The 16,785-nt window shown below is 73.0% G+C and carries 15 protein-coding genes; 5 read left to right on the top strand and 10 right to left on the bottom strand.

Going from position 1 to position 16,785, the window contains the following annotated elements:
- Positions 1-218: 218 nt before the first annotated feature.
- Complete coding sequence (locus ACZ7L0_RS40860; RefSeq protein ID WP_471247661.1) at positions 219-1,697, bottom strand: aminotransferase class I/II-fold pyridoxal phosphate-dependent enzyme; 1,479 nt, start codon at positions 1,695-1,697, stop codon at positions 219-221.
- 54 nt (positions 1,698-1,751) lie between these two features.
- Positions 1,752-1,973, bottom strand: coding sequence for a hypothetical protein (locus tag ACZ7L0_RS40855; protein ID WP_471247660.1), 222 nt, complete (start codon positions 1,971-1,973; stop codon positions 1,752-1,754).
- 174 nt (positions 1,974-2,147) lie between these two features.
- Between ACZ7L0_RS40855 and ACZ7L0_RS40850 the strand changes: the two genes are divergently transcribed.
- From ACZ7L0_RS40850 to ACZ7L0_RS40835, 4 genes are all read left to right on the top strand, one after another.
- The gene (locus ACZ7L0_RS40850; RefSeq protein ID WP_471247659.1) at positions 2,148-2,582 is read left to right on the top strand and encodes an ATP-binding protein; all 435 of its coding nucleotides are present in this window, start codon (positions 2,148-2,150) and stop codon (positions 2,580-2,582) included.
- Between the two features lie 214 nt (positions 2,583-2,796).
- Complete coding sequence (locus tag ACZ7L0_RS40845) at positions 2,797-3,687, top strand: SigB/SigF/SigG family RNA polymerase sigma factor (RefSeq protein WP_471247658.1); 891 nt, start codon at positions 2,797-2,799, stop codon at positions 3,685-3,687.
- A gap of 70 nt (positions 3,688-3,757) precedes the next feature.
- Complete coding sequence (locus tag ACZ7L0_RS40840) at positions 3,758-4,057, top strand: DUF5133 domain-containing protein (protein WP_471247657.1); 300 nt, start codon at positions 3,758-3,760, stop codon at positions 4,055-4,057.
- A gap of 130 nt (positions 4,058-4,187) precedes the next feature.
- A complete protein-coding gene (locus tag ACZ7L0_RS40835) occupies positions 4,188-5,021 on the top strand; it encodes a DUF1206 domain-containing protein (protein ID WP_471247656.1) in 834 nt (277 codons plus the stop codon).
- A gap of 7 nt (positions 5,022-5,028) precedes the next feature.
- Here the strand turns inward: ACZ7L0_RS40835 and ACZ7L0_RS40830 are convergent, their stop codons facing one another.
- The 4 genes from ACZ7L0_RS40830 to ACZ7L0_RS40815 all read right to left on the bottom strand — a co-directional run bounded on the left by ACZ7L0_RS40830 (position 5,029) and on the right by ACZ7L0_RS40815 (position 11,443).
- A complete protein-coding gene (locus ACZ7L0_RS40830) occupies positions 5,029-7,323 on the bottom strand; it encodes an FUSC family protein (protein ID WP_471247655.1) in 2,295 nt (764 codons plus the stop codon).
- Positions 7,324-7,358: 35 nt separating this feature from the next.
- Positions 7,359-8,744, bottom strand: a complete 1,386-nt coding sequence (locus ACZ7L0_RS40825) for an NAD(P)/FAD-dependent oxidoreductase (RefSeq protein WP_471247731.1) — start codon at positions 8,742-8,744, stop codon at positions 7,359-7,361.
- Between the two features lie 231 nt (positions 8,745-8,975).
- Complete coding sequence (locus tag ACZ7L0_RS40820) at positions 8,976-9,410, bottom strand: ATP-binding protein (RefSeq protein WP_471247654.1); 435 nt, start codon at positions 9,408-9,410, stop codon at positions 8,976-8,978.
- Between the two features lie 128 nt (positions 9,411-9,538).
- The gene (locus tag ACZ7L0_RS40815; protein WP_471247653.1) at positions 9,539-11,443 is read right to left on the bottom strand and encodes an AMP-dependent synthetase/ligase; all 1,905 of its coding nucleotides are present in this window, start codon (positions 11,441-11,443) and stop codon (positions 9,539-9,541) included.
- 151 nt (positions 11,444-11,594) lie between these two features.
- Between ACZ7L0_RS40815 and ACZ7L0_RS40810 the strand changes: the two genes are divergently transcribed.
- Positions 11,595-11,828, top strand: a complete 234-nt coding sequence (locus ACZ7L0_RS40810; RefSeq protein WP_471247652.1) for a DUF6480 family protein — start codon at positions 11,595-11,597, stop codon at positions 11,826-11,828.
- A gap of 21 nt (positions 11,829-11,849) precedes the next feature.
- Here the strand turns inward: ACZ7L0_RS40810 and ACZ7L0_RS40805 are convergent, their stop codons facing one another.
- The 4 genes from ACZ7L0_RS40805 to ACZ7L0_RS40790 all read right to left on the bottom strand — a co-directional run.
- Positions 11,850-12,938, bottom strand: coding sequence for a glutamate--cysteine ligase 2 (locus tag ACZ7L0_RS40805; protein WP_471247651.1), 1,089 nt, complete (start codon positions 12,936-12,938; stop codon positions 11,850-11,852).
- Positions 12,939-13,061: 123 nt separating this feature from the next.
- Entirely contained in the window at positions 13,062-15,257 is a 2,196-nt protein-coding gene (gene glgB, locus ACZ7L0_RS40800; protein WP_471247650.1) for a 1,4-alpha-glucan branching enzyme, read from the bottom strand.
- Positions 15,258-15,260: 3 nt separating this feature from the next.
- Positions 15,261-16,625, bottom strand: coding sequence for a maltokinase N-terminal cap-like domain-containing protein (locus tag ACZ7L0_RS40795; protein ID WP_471247649.1), 1,365 nt, complete (start codon positions 16,623-16,625; stop codon positions 15,261-15,263).
- A gap of 29 nt (positions 16,626-16,654) precedes the next feature.
- Positions 16,655-16,785 (bottom strand): alpha-glucosidase C-terminal domain-containing protein (locus ACZ7L0_RS40790; protein WP_471247730.1); only part of this gene is annotated, 131 nt, incomplete at its 5' end.

Genomic DNA, 16,785 nt, shown 5'->3' with positions numbered 1-16,785 from the left:
CGGCCCGGAGCACCTCGAAGGAGGGAAGATGCCGTGAACAACTGTTCACCGGGCAGAAAAAAGCCCTGGCTGGACGGGGGAAACCAGCCAGGGCCGTATGCGGTGGTCCGGGGAGGACGTCTCGGTCGACTCCTCGTCCACGTATGGATGAACAATAAACCATCTAAGGGGCGTTGGGGTACCCGAAAGCGGGGCAAGTGACCGGTTTCACTTCGCCGTCACTCCGCGCCCCGCGCCACCACCCGGACCGTGCCGAGCTCGGGGTCGGTGGGATCGGGGAGGTACATGCCCGCGGCCCGGCCGGTGCACAGGTACCGCAGCACCGGCTCCGTCAGGCGCTCACCCGGCAGCACGGCCGGGATCCCCGGCGGATACGGCGTGATCATCTCGGCCGCGATCCGCCCGGGCACCCGGTCCACCGGTACGTCCTCGGTGGGCCCGAAGAACGCGTCCCGGGGCAACATGGCCTGCTCCAGCCGCAGTTCGGACGGCGGCGGCACGTCCACCCCAGGCGCCGGACGCAGCTCCGGCGCGGCACGCACCAGGTCCTTCAGCGCGGCCAGCAGCTCCCCGGCGGTCGCCGGGTCGTCGGCATGGGTGAGCTGGGCGCCGATGCGCCGGTGGTCGGTCAGATGCGCGTCCATGGCCCGGTGCCGGCGCAGCCAGTCGGCGGCGCGGTAACCCGTGAGCCCCAGGCCGGTCACGTCGATGACGCACGGCAGCGGGTCGAAGTCGTCGGCCAGGCCGGGCCCGCAGTAGTCGTCGCGACCGTCGACGCGCAGCCCGTCGAGCTCATCGACGGCGGCCCTGAAGCGAGCCGCCAGCTCCAGAGCGCCACTCATCAGCTCCCGCCCGCGCAGGGCCATCTGCCGGCGCCACCCGTCCAGGCCCGCGTAGATCAGCACCGACGGACTGGTGGTGCCCAGCAGGTCCGCACGCATCTTCAGCAGCTCCGGCGGCACCAGGTCGCCCCGCAGATGGAACACCGAGCCCTGCTCCAGCCCGCTGCCCATCTTGTGAATGCTCGTCACGCAGATGTCGGCGCCCGCGTCCATCGCCCAGGACGGCAGCCCGGGGTGGAAGGGCAGGTGCGCGCCCCACGCCTCGTCCACGATCAACGGGCGCGAACGCCGGTGGCAGACCTCCGCCACGGCCCGCAGGTCGGCGCAGGCGCCGTACGGCGTCGGGCTGGTGATCAGCGCGCCCTTGGCGTCCGGATGGGCGGCGAACGCCTCCTCGAACTCCGCGGCGGACGGCGGATGCGCGATGTGCCGCTCGGCGTCCCACCGCGGTTCGACCCAGACCGGCTCGATGCCGGCCAGGACCAGGCCCGACACCACCGACTTGTGGGCGTCCCGCCCGATCAGCAGCCGCTCGTGCGGGCCCGCCACCGCCAGCATCGCCGCCTTGACCGACAGCGAGCTTCCGCATGTGGTGAAGAACGTGTGCTCGGCGTGCACCGCGTCCGCCATCAGCTCCTCGGCCCGCTCCAGCACCCGCCCCCGCTCCAGCCGGTCGTCCAGCCCGCCGGTGGCCAGTACGTCGCCCAGGAAGACGGCGTCCCCCAGCACCTCCCGTACGGCGGGATCGGCGCCGCGGGCCTGTTTGTGCCCCGGCGGGGTGAACGACAGCCGCCCCTCGCGGTGGTAGTCGGCGAGAGCTTCCAGGACCGGTGCTCGGGTGTGATCGACGGGCATGGGTCCCGTCTGCCCGGACCGGTGCCCGTCAATCAGCCGTTCCCGGGCACCGGCTCAGCCATCGCCCCGGTGCGCGCCCGGGGTGAGGATCTCGTCCAGCACCCGCTGCACCACCTCGTACGCCGTCGCTCGTACGGCCGCCTCCCGCGCCCCCGCCGGATCGTCCTCCCGCAGGGCGGCGCCACGCTCCCGCCACGTTCGTCCCTCCTCCTGTGCGCAGGCCTTGGCCCGCTGCATGCGCCGCAACAGTTCGTCCGAGTCCACGACATCCGTCATGGCCTTCGCGTACCCCCGAAATCGGGCCTCGATAGGGCCTGACGGGCCTCGATGGGGCCTGAATGTGTTTGGCGGCGGCCCGACAGGTCAGCCGAAAAGGGAGAGACCCGTGCAATCCACACGGGTTCGAGCAGGGACCGGATTGTCCGTCCTCACCACTCAGGGAGCGAAAGGATGCGCGAGACGCACCGGACCGATTCAGCCGCCGGATCGTCGGACGCGCGTCGGCCCGCGTCGTGCCGGCCCGCCGACGCACGCAGAAGGGTGCGGTGCGTGGTGGCCGAACGGTGCGAGTCCCAGCACCTCCGCTGTGATGCCCATGCCCTTGAGGACGCCCTGCTCGTCGTCTCGGAACTGACCACCAACGCGATCCTGCACGGCGGCGGGGTCACCGACCTCTCCGTCGACGTCGTCGGGCACGACGTGCGCGTGTCGGTGAGCGACCGCAGCGACGAACTCCCGGTGGCCCTGGGGCCCGTCGACGACCAGGGCCGCTTCCGGCCCGGCGGCCGGGGCTGGCCGATCGTGTGCCGGCTGGCGCACGACGTCGATGTGTCCTGCCTGCCCCGCGGAGGCAAGCGCATCACCGCCCTCGTGACACTGGGCTGAATTACCCGCCCCCGGCCGCATCCCTAACGCAATTCTTTCCACGGCGATGGCGAAAGCGGAGTTTGGTCCACCGGCGCCAGGGCAGACGGAATCTCGTGCTTCGGACCGGAGGCGCGCCCAGCGGGAGCATCATCGCTGCTCAGGGCCCTCAAGGCGGTCTCGGCGGCGCTCCCGCGGCATTTCCCTGAAACCTAATGTTCAGGAGCGATTCCGCATGCTCACCGATATCTCCACCAGCCGTCCTGGCACGCCCGCCCCCACCGCCACCTCCTCAGCCGCTCCCTCGGCCGCCCCGGCACCGAGCAAGCGGTCCCACGACGACGCTCCCGACACCGCGGCCCTCTTCGCCCGGCTCGCGGAGCTCGACGAGGGCCCCGAGCGCGACGCGCTGCGCGACCGGCTGGTGACCGCGTGGCTGCCCATGGCCCACCGGATCGCCAGCCGGTTCCGCGACCGGGGCGAGTCCGTCGAGGACCTGCGCCAGGTGGCCGCCCTCGGGCTGGTCAAGGCGATCGACCGGTTCGACCCGGAGCGCGGCGCCTTCGAGAGCTACGCCGTGCCCACCATCACCGGCGAGGTCAAGCGGCACTTCCGGGACCGGATGTGGGCCCTGCGGGTGCCCCGCCGGGTGCAGGAACTGCGCAACCGGGTGCGCGTGGCCCGCCGCGAACTCACCCAGAACCCCGGCAGCCCCGAGCCCTCGGTCGCCGACATCGCCGCGCACACCGGGCTGACGGAGGACGAGGTCAACGCGGGCCTGGAGGCCCTGGAGAGCTTCAGCACGCTCTCGCTGGACGCCGAACTGTCCACGGGTGACGATGGATACAGCCTCGCGGACACCCTCGGCGCGGCGGATTCCTCCTTCGACACGGTCATCGACCGCGAGTCCGCCAAGGAGGGGCTGCGCCGTCTGCCCGAGCGCGAGCGCGCCATCCTCTACATGCGCTTCTTCGAGGACATGACACAAAGCCGGATCGCCGACAAGCTGGGCATCTCCCAGATGCACGTCTCCCGGCTCATCAGCCGCAGCTGCCAGCGCGTCCGGGACGAGGCGCTCGGCAGGCGGCCGGGCGGCCGGGGCCCCGGCGGGCGGACAGCGGTCTGAGCCCGAGCGAGCGACCCACGAACGAGCAACCCCCGATCGACCGACCCCGAGCGACCGAGGAGCGAGACCGATGCTGATTCCGCTGCGGCCGAACCCCGCCACCCTGCGAAAACTCGTCGAGGAGTACGAGGGACTCCTCGAGCACGGGCAGGACAGGGGCGCCACCGGGCCGAGCCCGAGGGCGATCGACCTGGCGTACACGCTGTGTGTGCTGACCGGCACCCGGGACGTGAGAGTCGCCCTCGACACGGCCCGCCGCCATCTGGCCACGGCCGCGCTCCGGCCGGAGCCCGCGGCCGCCGCGGCCGAGGCGCTGCGCGCGGCGACGGCGCCCGAGCCGGTGACGGCGGGGCACGCCGGGCGGGACTGAACCCGCCGCCCGCCGTCGGGGAGCCGCCGGGGCGACCGCGGATTCGCGGTCGCCCCGGCGGCTCGGTAGTGATCGAGGTGTGTCCCCGGTGGGCCGGGGCAGCCGGGCAGTCGGAGCTGGGGAGGTCTGGATGGACGCGGGTGCGATGGTGCGGGACGTACGGTCCGGGGCGGGATCCGGGACGACGGGCACGGTGACCGAGTGGGCGGCGCGGGCGGGTCTCGTGGCGCGCGGCGTGATCTATCTGCTGGTGGGGTTGCTGGCGCTGCAGGTCGCCTTCGGTGACCGGAGCAAGCAGGCCGACCGCAGCGGGGCCCTCGCCGAGCTCGCCCACCGCCCGTTCGGCGCCGTGGTGCTGTGGGCGCTGGGCGTGGGGCTGGTCGGCATGGCCCTGTGGCGGCTGTCCGAGGCGGTCTTCGGTTCCGTCGGCAAGGACGGCCGCTCGGCACGGAAGCGGCTGCTGGCCCTCGTGCGATGCGTGTTCTACGCGTTCGTCGCCTCGTCCGTGCTGTCCTTCGCGGCCGGGTCGGGCGGCGGGCAGTCCAGCGACTCGCAGTCACGGGACCTGACCGCGCGGGCCCTGTCCGCGCCGGCCGGCCAGTGGCTCGTCGGCGCGGTGGGCGCCGGGGTCGTCGTGGCCGGTGGGTGGATCGCCGTGCAGGCCGTACGGCGCTCGTACCGCCGCCGGCTCACGACCGGCGCGATGTCGCCCGGGGCCCGGCGCCTGGTGGACGTGACCGGCGTGGCCGGCGGCCTCGCACGCGGGGTGGTGTTCGCGACGGCGGGCGTCTTCGCGGTGCGCGCGGCGATCGACTCCCGGCCGGACAAGGCCAAGGGCCTCGACGACACGCTCCGCACCTTCGCCGACACCCCGGCAGGGCCCTGGCTGCTGGTCGTCCTCGCGGCCGGACTGGCGCTGTTCGGCGTGTTCTCCTGCGCCGAGGCCCGCTGGATCCGGACCTGACGGGCGGTCAACCGCCCGGCTGTTCCACCGGGATGTCGAGCGGACGCGCCAGGCCCGTCACCGCTTCGTCCAGGCGCTGCAGATGGCGCAGCACCCGGTCGGTGACCCGGTCGTAGCGCGGGGTGTGGAAGGACCCGGGCTCCAGCAGGGAGGCGATGCTGGGGCCCGTCTCGACCCGGGCCCGGGAGTGCCGGTCCGCCACGTGCGCGGCGATCGCCTCGATGTTGTGGACGATGCGCCGCCCGACTCCGCGCAGCCGGGGATCCGCCGCGATCGAGGGGTGGGTGGGCAGCAGTTCCGCCGTGGCCGCCAGCGAGCGCGCGTGGTACGCGCAGGTCTCCAGCAGTGCCACGACGTACCGGGCGGTGTCCCGCCGGGACCGCAGCGGCGTGATCGGATGGGTCAGCGGCTGGGTGGACGCGCGCAGATCGGCCAGCGCCTGGTCCAGATCCCGCGCCTTCTCCAGCAGGTCGACCGGCGGACCGCCGCTGAGCTGGTCGGCGGCGGCGCGGGTGACGTCGGCGAGGCGGTCCAGGGCGGTGCCGAGGAGGTCGTTGGTACGGCGGTCGGTGTGCACCGGCAGGACCACCGCCGCCGCGACGACCCCGCAGACCGCGCCCAGCGCCGTCTCCTCCACGCGCAGCACCAGGACGGCGGGACTGTAGGTGCTGAGCAGCGTGTACAGCAGGCCCAGCATCGCCGTCACGAAGAAGGACATCAGGGTGTGCGACAGCGGGGCCGTGTAGAACATCGCGAACACGCACAGCAGCACCAGCCCGAACGCCGTCCAGGTGTGGTGCCCCACCAGCCCCGCCAGCCCGATGCCGGCCACCACGCCGAGGACGGTGCCCAGCACCCGGCGGTAGCCCTTGACCAGGATCTCCCCGGTGGACGCGGTGTTGATGAACACGACCCAGCAGGTCAGCACCGCCCAGTACCAGCGGTGGGTGGAGAGCAGCTCGCCGCCCAGGATGGCGAGTGCCGAGCCGACGGACACCTGGACGGCCGCCCGCGTGGTGGGCCGCCGCAGCCCGGTCGGCGGCTCTTCCTCGTGCCCCTCGTCGTCGCCGGCGATGGCGGCGTCCTCCGCGTCCAGCTCCTCCCGGGAGCGGGCGGTCGCCGGACTGTCGTCGGACTCGTCCTGCGGCCCGTCCAGGGCGATCCGCAGCCCGAGGACCGCCCGGGCGGCCTCGCCGATGCCCCGGAACACGTCCTGGACGGCCGGCGACGCGGGCGGCAGGTTCTCCCCCTCGCGATAGCCGAGCAGCCGGTTGCGCACACGCGCCAGCGCCGTCCCGGTGTCCTCGGTGTCCGGCCGCAGCACGAGCAGGCGCAGCGCCTCCAGGTCCCGGCGCAGCGCGTCGGTCGCCTCGTCCCGGACCGGCTCCCGTACTCCGGAGGGCACGGGCGCGCCCGGCAGGTGCAGGGTGAGGGTGTCCGCCCGCCGTGCGCTGCGGGCGGTGAGCAGCAGCAGCCCCAGCCGCTCGGCGGCGATCTCGGCGTCGGCGATCCGGCGCTGCACCAGACGGGCCACCGCCTCGTCGGAGGTCCCGTCCTCCAGCCGGCCCTGGATCATCAGCGCCGCCTCGTGCAGCCGGGCGGTCCTGGTGCGCACCCGGTCGAGCACCTTCTCCACGTCCTCGGGACCGGCGTCGAGCAACTCGGCCTGCGTCGACACCAGTTGGGCCAGCCGGGCCCGAAAAGCCCGGCGCAGCCGGTCCAGGATGCCCGTGGGCGTCTGCCGTACGAGGACGAAGCGGGCGGTCGCGCCGCACACGAAGGCCACGGTGAGGGTGGCGTACAGCCCCGGCAGCATGCCGGGGCTCGCGCGTACGAACAGGGAGATGAAGTAGACCTGGAAGCCGATCAGACCCAGCGCCGTGCCGCGGTCACCGAACCGGCGGCCGTACACGGCGCAGAAGATGAGCGCGACGAAGAACAGGTCGCCCGCCACGACCCGGGTGTTCAGGAGCGCGCCCAGCGACACGGAGGCCAGCGCCACCGGCAGGCCCAGCGCGAGGGTGACGGCCTGCCGGGCCGGCTGCTGCTCCCGGATGGCGAAGGTGGCGACCATCGCCGTCATGGCCCCGGCCACCAGGTGGGTCACATCCACCCGCAGCAGACCGAGGACGAGGAGCGTGAGCGCGATGGCGCACACGGTGCGCAGCCCGGCGGTGAGGCGCAGCAGCCCGGGATCGGACGCCACGACACGGTCCCACGCCTTGGCCCGCACCGCCCGTCCCGCTGTGCTCACGCCGCCGTGCTCTCTCCCGTGTGCGAGGGAGGGCCGCCGGCCGGACATGTACCGGCCGGCGGCCCGTGGTGTTCCCGGTCGGATCAGGGGGCCGGGGGAGGGGCGTCACCCGGGCCCTCGACGTGCGCCCGTACCTGCTCCGGCGTCAGATACGCGTCGGTGTACTCGAAGTCCTTCAGCTTGGCGGGCTTGCGGGCCTGGAAGCCGGTGCGCACGAAATCGTCGCCCGCGACGGCGTTGAGCAGCCAGTTCGTCATGACCCGCGTCTTGGCGACATTGGTGCGCAGCGCCGACCAGTGGTAGCCGCGGGCCACGGCCTGGGCGGGCAGGCCGCGCAGTTCGACACCGAGCGGCTTGGACACGGCGTCCGTGCCGCCGAGGTCGACGACCAGTCCCATGTCCTTGTGCACGTACGGCTTCATCGGCTGGTTGCGCAGGGTCGCGATGACGTTGTCGGCGACCACCTTGCCCTGCCGCATCGCGTGCTGCGCGGTGGGCGGGCAGACCGCGCCCTCCTGGCCCTTGGCCTTGTCGGGGACGGCGGCGGCGTCGCCGAGCGCGAACACGCCGTCGTTGCCCGGCAGGCACATGTCGGCGGTGACCGCCAGCCGCCCCCGGACCGTCTCGGCGCCGAGCGTGGCGATCAGCGGGCTGGCGACCACGCCGGCCGTCCAGATCAGGGTGCGGGTGGGCACCACCCGGCCGTCGGTGAAGGTCACTTCCTCCGGGCCCGCCTTGTCGATGGACACGCCCAGGGAGATGTCGATCCCGCGCCGGCGCAGGATCTCCTGCGCGCTGCGGCCGAGCTTGTCGCCCAGCTCCGGCATCAGCTTGGGCGCGATGTCGATCAGGTGCCACTTGATCAGACCCGGGTCGATGCGCGGGTAGCGCTTCACGGCGGCGTGCGTCAGCCGTTGCAGGCAGGCCGCTGTCTCGGTGCCCGCGTATCCGCCGCCCACCACCACGAACTGCAGTCGCGAGGCGCGCTCCGCCGGGTCGTCGCTGGCGTCTGCGAGGTCGAGCTGCGAGATGACGTGGTCGCGGATGTAGGCGGCCTCGGCGAGCGTCTTCATGCCGAAGGCGTGCTCGGTCAGGCCGGGGATGTCGAAGGTCCGGGTGACGCTGCCCGGGGCCAGCACTATGTAGTCGTAGGGTTCGTTGACGATCTTGTCGGTGAGGGTGCGGATGACGCAGACCTTGGCCTTGAGGTCCACGCCGATCGCGCCGCCCGGGATGATCCGGGTGCGGTACTTCTTGCTGCGGCGCAGGGAGACGGCGATCGACTGGGGTGTCAGCACGCCGGAGGCGACCTGGGGCAGCAGGGGCAGATAGAGCTGGTAGGCGAACGGCGTCACCAGGGTGACGTCGGCCTCGTCGGGGGCGAGTTTGCGTTCCAGGCGGCGAACGCACTCCACTCCGGCGAAGCCTGCGCCAACCACCAGGATCCTGGGTCGTGTCACGGTGTCCATCCCTTTCTGCGGCTCCAGGCGGTTCGACTGGACGCCGTTCGCATGCCCCTGGATCGCTGCTTCGCACATCGATCCCACCGTGCCCCGAGCCGTTCCGCCAGCGGGGGTGCGGCAGGCAGACGAACGCGTGGGCACCAGCATGCCCCGGCTTCGTGCCTGAGTAACCCGTGTGTCGCACGAATATGCGGCGTATTCCTGTCCGCGGTGTCTGTACGCGGCGTCACGGACCGCTCACCAGGGCAGGAAGACGTGAATGTCCTTGCCGGTGTCGGTCACCACCACGCTCACCTGGTCGCACAGCGTGTGCACGAGGTGCCAGCCGATGCCGCCGCCGCCCGCGTCCGGGTGGAACGGCCGCGGCTCCGGCCGCGTGGTGCTGGTGTCGTGCATGGTGACGTGCACGCCGTCGAACGTCCGCCGCATCCGCAGCTCGAAGGGGCCCGGCGCGTACTGGACGACGTTGGCGGCCAGTTCCGTGACGACCAGCAGGATGTCGTCCCAGGACTCGGGGGCCGCCGGCGGCGACGCCCGGGCCAGGGCACCCAGGAACTCCTCCGCGGCGAGCCGCGCACCTGTCACATTGCGCAGCTCGCCCGCGAAGGAGACCGTTCGCTCGTGCGTCTCCTCCGAGTGCGGTGTGTCGTCCCAACGCGGCTCCGTAGCCATCACATCTTCCTCAGCCCGGTGAACGCGGCTGTCGTCGCTGATCGGCTTTCCCACGTCTTGGGTTCCCGCAGGCGAGCCGGGTACGCGTGTCCAAGCAGGTGTCGCACATGTCACACGGGCGTTCCCCCTCACCGGAACACGTCGTCGGAGTCCTCCCAGTCGGCCGGCTCGGCCGGCCCCGGCCGCGGCGAGGCGCGGCTGCGTGCCTGGTACATCGCGTCGATCTCGGCGGCGTAGTGCCGGGTGATGAGGTCCCTGCGCAGCTTCATCGACGGCGTCATCAGCCCGTTGGCCGGGGAGAACGGCTCGGCCACCACCCGGTAGACCCGGATGGACTCCGCGCGCGACACCGTGCTGTTGGCGGCGGCGACGGCGCGGCCCAGCTCCTCGCGCAGCGCGTTGTCCTCGCGCATGTCCCGGCCCGGCGTCTCCCCCTGCAGCGCCAGGGCCGTCCGCCAGTGCGCGAGGTACTCCGGGTCCAGGGTGAGCAGCGCCCCCACGCAGGGCCGGTCGTCGCCGACCACCACCGCCTGGTGGACGAGCGGATGCATCCGCAGCCGCTGCTCCAGCGGGGCCGGCGCCACGGTCTTGCCGCCGCTGGTGACGATGACGTCCTTCTTGCGGCCCGTGATGGTCAGATACCCCTCGGAGTCCAGCCGCCCGATGTCCCCGGTGGCCAGCCAGCCGCCGCGCAGCACGGCCCGGGTCGCGGCCTCGTCGCCCACGTACCCCTGGAACACCGAGGGACCGCGCACCAGGATCTCCCCGTCGTCGGCCACCCGGACCTCGGTGCCGGGCAGGGGCCGTCCCACGGTCCCGGACTTCTCCCGGCCCAGCGGCTGCATGGTGATCCCGCCGCTGCTCTCCGTCAGCCCGTAGCCGTCGTGCACGTAGATACCGATGCCCTCGTAGAACAGGGAGAGTTCGCGGCTGAGCGACGAGCCGCCGGAGGTGGCGCGCACCACCCGGCCGCCCAGCGCCGCCCGCAGTCTGCGGTACACCGTCCGCCCGTACAGGGCGTGTTGCAGCCGCAGGTCGAAGCCGGGGCCCTGGCCGGTGCCCAGCCGCCGGCGCTCCTCGGCCGCGGCGAAGTCCCGCGCGGTCTGGGCCGCCCGCTCGAACAGGGCCCCGCGGCCCGCCTGCTGGGCCGTGCGCAGGAACGTCGTGTAGAGCTTCTCGAAGACGGACGGTACGCCGTAGAGGTACGTCGGCCGGAACGTGCGCAGCGCCGCCGCGACCGCCTCCCCGGTCATCTCCGGTTCGTGCCCCATGAGGATCCCGCCGCGCACGCACATCACCTGGATCATGAGCCCGTACACATGGGAGAACGGCAGGAAGGCCAGCACCGAGGCCTGCTCGCCCGGCGGCGCCGCCGTGTGCCCCCAGCCCGCCAGGAGCGTGTCGCACGGGTAGGCCAGACTCCGGTGGCTGAGCGCGCAGCCCTGCGGGCGGCCCGTGGTGCCGGAGGTGTAGGCGACGACCGCCGTCGAGTCCGGCATGACGATCCGGCGCAGCGACTCCACCGTGGTCAGCGGGACGAACTCGCCCTGCTCCGCCAGCTGCGCCAGCGCCCCCGCGTCCAGCTGCCACACGTGCTTCAGCCGGGGCAGCACCGCGCACACCGTGCCGACCGTCATGACGCCCTGCTCGTCCTCCACCACCACGGCCACGCAGCCGGCGTCCCGCAGGATGAACTCGACCTGGTCGCGCGCGGACGCCGGATGGATCGGGACCACCTCAGCGCCCACCGCCCACAGCGCGTGCGACAGCACCGTCCACTCGTACCGGGTGCGCGCCATGACGGCCACCCGGTGACCCGGCGAGATACCGGAGGCGACCAGCCCCTTTGCCACGTCGACCACTTCGTCCCGCAGCTCGACGGCCGTCACCTCCTCCCAGGCGGCCGACGCGCCGTCCGGGCGGCGGGCGAGCACCGGCAGGGTGGGGTTCCGGGCCGCCGTCTCGAAGACGCCGTCGGCGAGCCCGCCGCTCAGGGGCGGGGCGTCTGGCGGAGCGAGAGCGAGGTCGCGCATGCGCTGCTCCTGGGGTTACGTAGAGTGACGCCGCCGACGAGTCCCGTTGTCGGCGGTGCTCGAATGTAGCCCAGGAGCGAGCGATTGGTGCCGGGAACCGAGAAGTCGTGGCCGACTGATGATCTCGACGACTCCTGGGGACTCGGGGAGCATGACTCACGTGAACCCCGATCCGGAGCCCGAGCGCACCACCGGCCTGGAGCCCGGGGGCGGCGTGCCGCCCGGCGAGACGCCGCCCGCGGAGAGCAGCATGCCCGAGGCCGGGCCCCGGGAGACGCACAACCCGCCCAAGGGCTGGGCCAAGGCCCCGCTCACCCTGATCCTGATCCTCGTCGTGCTGGTCGCGGCCTTCTTCCTGGTGTACGCCCTGGTCATGATCCTGTGAGACCGGCGCCGGCGGGGCGCCTCAGGACTGGGTGCGGCGCACGCACTCGGTGACGACGTCCCGCAGGCTCCCGGTCTGCTCCATCAGCTCGCGCTGCACCCGGGCGCCGTTGCCGCGCCGGAACAGTTCGGTGACGGCCTCCTCGGCCCGGGCCTGGTCGCCGGTGTCGGCGAGGGCGTCGCCAGTGTGCTCCAGCAGCGACCGCACCACGTCCTCGGCCGGCTGGGGCCGCATGGTCGCGGGATGCAGCAGCTCCCCGTCCAGGCCCGACCGGGCGGCCTGCCAGGCGGCCAGCCGCAGCAGGCTCACGCTGTGGTCGGCCGGCTCCCGCCCGGCCCGCCACTCGCGCGCCGCGGTCTCCACCAGCCCCCGGACGAGCAGGGCGATCAGGACGGCGGTGTCCGCGTGCAGGCACACGTCCGAGACCCGGACCTCCACCGTCGGGTAGCGCTCGGACAGGCGCGCGTCGAAGTAGACCATCGCCTCGTCCAGGATGACGCCGGTGGCCACCATGTCCGCCACCCGGCGGTGGTAGCGCTCCGCCGACCCGAACAGCTCCGTCGGGCCGGCCGACGGCCAGCGGCCCCAGACCCGGCTGCGGTAGCTGTGGTAGCCGGAGTCGCGGCCCTGCCAGAACGGGGAGTTGGCGCTGATCGCCACCAGCACGGGCAGCCAGGGCCGGATGCGGTCGACGACCGCGACGCCCTCCTCGTCGGACTCGACGGCCACATGCACATGGCAGCCGCAGACGAGCTGCTCGCGGGTGGCGATGCCGTACTGCTCCGCCATCCACTGATAGCGGTCGTTGACGCTGATGGAAGGGCTGACCGGGAGCGGGGAGGCGGCCAGCGCGGCGACCGCGCAGCCTATCTCCCCGGCGTGCCGGGCCGCCTCCTTGCGGCAGCGGACGATCTCCGCGCCGAGGTCCGCCATGTCCGTCTGCGGATGGGTGGCGAACTCCAGCATCTGTCCGTACAGCTCCTTCTCGAACACGTCCTGTCCGGGATCGAGCAGGGAGGCGCGGGCTAGCACCGCGGCCGACAGTGCCTTCGGGTCACCGCTCTCCGGGTCGACCAGGAGGAGTTCCTCCTCCACACCGACAGTGCGCACGTGGGAGCCGCCTTTCTCACGTACCGCGACGGGGCGTCGCGAGTAGTAGACCCCGACTGCCCCGCGCACGGCTGTCGACACCTGGGCGGCACGGCGCGAACGGTCACGTCCGCGGGCGCACGGTCACAGGGCGGGCGTCAGCCAGACCGTGGCGAGCGGGGGCAGCGTGAGCCGGACGGTCCCGTCCTCCGGTTTGACCGGGTCGGGGCTGGTGACGTCGCTGCCGCCGTAGCGGGCGGCGTCGGTGTTGAGGGTCTCGTGCCAGGCGGCGACCTCGTCGCCGACGTCGAGGCGGTAGTCGTGGCGGACCACGGGGGAGAAGTTCGACACCGCGAGCAGCGGGGTGCCCTGCGCGTCGAAGCGCAGGAACGCGAAGACGTTGTCGTCGGCCGCGTCCACGGCGACCCAGCGGAAACCGCCGGGCTCGGTGTCGCGCTGCCACAGGGCGGGGGTGGCGCGATAGACCGTGTTGAGGTCCCGGACCAGGTCCTGCACGCCCCGGTGGTCCGCGGCGGCGCAGTAGCCGGGGTCCAGCAGCCACCACTCCGGTCCGTGCTCCGCGGACCACTCGGCGCCCTGCGCGAACTCCTGCCCCATGAACAGCAGTTGCTTGCCGGGGTGGGCCCACATGAAGCCCAGGTAGGCGCGGAGGTCGGCGCGCCGCTGCCACCAGTCGCCGGGCATCTTGGACACCAGCGCCTGCTTGCCGTGCACCACCTCGTCGTGGGAGATGGGCAGGACGTAGTTCTCGCTGTAGGCGTACACCATCGAGAAGGTCATCTCGTGGTGGTGGTACTTGCGGTGCACGGGCTCGTGGGCGACGTACTCCAGTGAGTCGTGCATCCAGCCCATGTTCCACTTCAGGCCGAAACCGAGCCCGCCGGTGTCGGTGGGCCGGGTCACCCCGCCCCACGCGGTGGACTCCTCCGCGATGGTCACCACCCCGGGCACCCGGCGGTAGAGGGTCGCGTTCATCTCCTGCAGGAACGCCATCGCGGCCAGGTCCTCCCGGCCCCCGTACACATTGGGCGTCCACTGCCCGGAGTCCCGCGAGTAGTCGAGGTACAGCATCGAGGCGACGGCGTCCACCCGCAGGCCGTCGATGTGGAACTCCTCGCACCAGTACACGGCGTTGGCGACCAGGAAGTTGCGCACCTCGGTGCGGGCGTAGTCGAACTCGTACGTCCCCCAGTCCGGATGCTCCGCCCGCCGGTCGTCCCCGGGTTCGTAGAGCGGGTCCCCGTCGAAGCGGGCCAGCGCCCAGTCGTCCTTCGGGAAGTGGGCGGGCACCCAGTCCATGATCACGCCGAGGCCGGCCCGGTGGCAGGCGTCCACGAAGTACCGGAAGTCGTCGGGCGAGCCGAGCCGCGCGGTCGGCGCGTAGTACGAGGTGACCTGGTAGCCCCAGGAGGGGCCGAAGGGGTGCTCGGCGACCGGCATCAGCTCGACGTGGGTGAAGCCCAGGTCCTTGACGTACGCGGGCAGTTCCTCGGCGAGCTCGCGGTACGTACGGCCCGGGCGCCAGGAGGGCAGGTGGACCTCGTACACCGAGAACGGCGCCTCGTGCACCGGGGTCTGGGCGCGACGCGCGAGCCACTCCTCGTCGCCCCACGCGTGGTGCGAGGCCGTCACCACCGAGGCCGTCGCGGGCGGCGTCTCGGTGCGGCGGGCCATCGGGTCGGCCTTGAGGAACCGGTGCCCGTACTGGGAGGTGATCTCGAACTTGTACCGTGCGCCTTCCCCTATGCCCGGCAGGAACAGCTCCCAGACGCCGCAGGAGCCCAGCGACCGCATCGGGAACGCCGTCCCGTCCCAGAAGGTGAAGTCCCCGGCGACCCGGACCCCGCGCGCGTTCGGCGCCCACACGGTGAACCGGGTGCCCTTCACGTCCTGGTGGGTCATCGGCTCGGCGCCCAGCGCCTTCCACAGCTGCTCGTGGCGGCCCTCGCCGATCAGGTGCAGATCGAGCTCGCCGAGCGCGGGCAGGAAGCGGTAGGGGTCGTGCGTCTCCTGAGTGCCCTCCGCGTACTCCACCAGCAGCGTGTACGCGGGGATCGCGGCCAGGGGCAGTACGGCGCAGAACAGGCCGTCCCCCTCGGAGACGAGCCGGTGGCGCTCGCCGTCCAGCACGACGCTCACCGCACGGGCGAACGGCCGCAGCGCCCGGAAGGCGATCCCGCCCGGCACCGGGTGGGCGCCGAGCAGCGCGTGCGGATCGTGGTGGGCGCCCGCCAACAGGCGTTCCCGGTCGGCCGGGTCCAGGGCGGGGGCCGGCCGGGGGCCGGCCGGCTCGGGCAGGGGGGTGTCGCGCAGCGCCACGGTTCATCCTCCTCGGACGGCCAGACGTTCGATCGCCGCCATGGGCACGGGAAGCCAGGCCGGACGGTGTCTGGCCTCGTAGAGCACTTCGTACACCGCGCGGTCGGTCTCGTACGCGCGCAGCAGCGCGTGCTTCTTGCGCGGGTCCCACCCGGCCCGGGCCGCGTAGCCCGCGCAGTACGCCTCCCGGCAGCGGCGGGCCCACTCCGGGCGCCAGGGGCGGCGCTGCCGGGCCGCGTAGTCGAAGGAGCGCAGCATGCCCGCGACGTCCCGCACCGGGGACTGGGCGCCACGCCGTTCGGCGAGCGGGCGGGACGGCTCGCCCTCGAAGTCGATGACGAACCACTCGCGGCCCGCCCGCAGCACCTGCCCCAGATGCAGGTCGCCGTGGACGCGCTGGGCCGGCGGCCCGGCGTCGCAGCCGGTGAGCGCGCCGAAGGCGGTGAGCAGTCCGGGGACGAACGGCCTGAGCGCCGGTACGCAGGTCGCGGCGGCCTCCAGCCGGGCGGTCATCGCCGCCGCGGTGTGCCCGTTCTCGCCGTGGGCCCCGGAGGGGAAGGCGGACGCCAGGGCGAGGTGCACGTCGGCGGTGGCCTGCCCCAGTTCGTAGGCCTCCTGGGTGAAGTGCTCACCGGCGGCGAGCGCCCTCAGGGCCAGCGTCCAGCCGTCGGAGGCGTCGCGCAGATAGGGCTGGAGCACCCCGAGCGTCGCCGCCCACGGTTCGGTCGTGCGCAGCCATGCCACGGGGGCGGGGACGCGGGTGCAGCCCTGCGCGGCCAGCGCGCCCGGCACCTCCAGGTCCGGGTTGACGCCGGGCTGGATGCGCCGGAAGACCTTGAGGATGAACGCGTCGCCGTACACCAGCGAGGAGTTGGACTGCTCGGCGTCCAGCAGACGGGGCGCGAGTCCGGCCGGGACCTCCGTGGACGGGTCGGCCTCGAAGCGCAGCGGGCCCGCCGTGCCCGGCCGTCTGAGCCGCTCCAGGAGCAGCGCGGCCGAGCGTGGGTCGTGCAGCGCGTCGTAGACGGTGAGGCCGGCCAGCGGACCGTCCTGCACCCGGCCGATGAGGGCCCGGCCGAGCCGCGGCGAGAGGTGCTCGCGCACGCCCAGCAGCAGCTGGTAGCAGTCGCCGGGCGGGGGAGCGCCCCCGCTGGGGGCCGGGACCGGCAAGTGCCCGGCGTGGACCAGCATGTGCAGACAGTCCGGGAACAGCTCCGTCGCGGACAGCACGGTCAGGTCCGTGACGGGCCGGTCCTTGCCCGCGAACCAGCGCTGCCTCGGCAGCCACTCGCGCAGCAGCTCGCAGAGCGAGGCCAGGGGCTGCTCGGTGCCCGTGCTTCTCGGCTGGAGGATTACGGTCTTCGCCATGGTGACGCGTCCTTTCCTCGGCGGCGCGCTCAGCGTCGTCGGCCGATGCGGGATGCGACTCGGGAGAGCCGGAACCAGTAGAAGCCGTGGCCCGCGAGGGTGAGGAGGTAGGGCAGTTCGCCGATGGCGGGGAAGCGGACTCCGCCGATGAGTTCGACGG

Source organism: Streptomyces sp. NPDC039424 (assembly GCF_055639495.1).
Note: the sequence above shows the minus strand (reverse complement) of the source record. Positions and strands in the feature narration are given on the sequence as shown.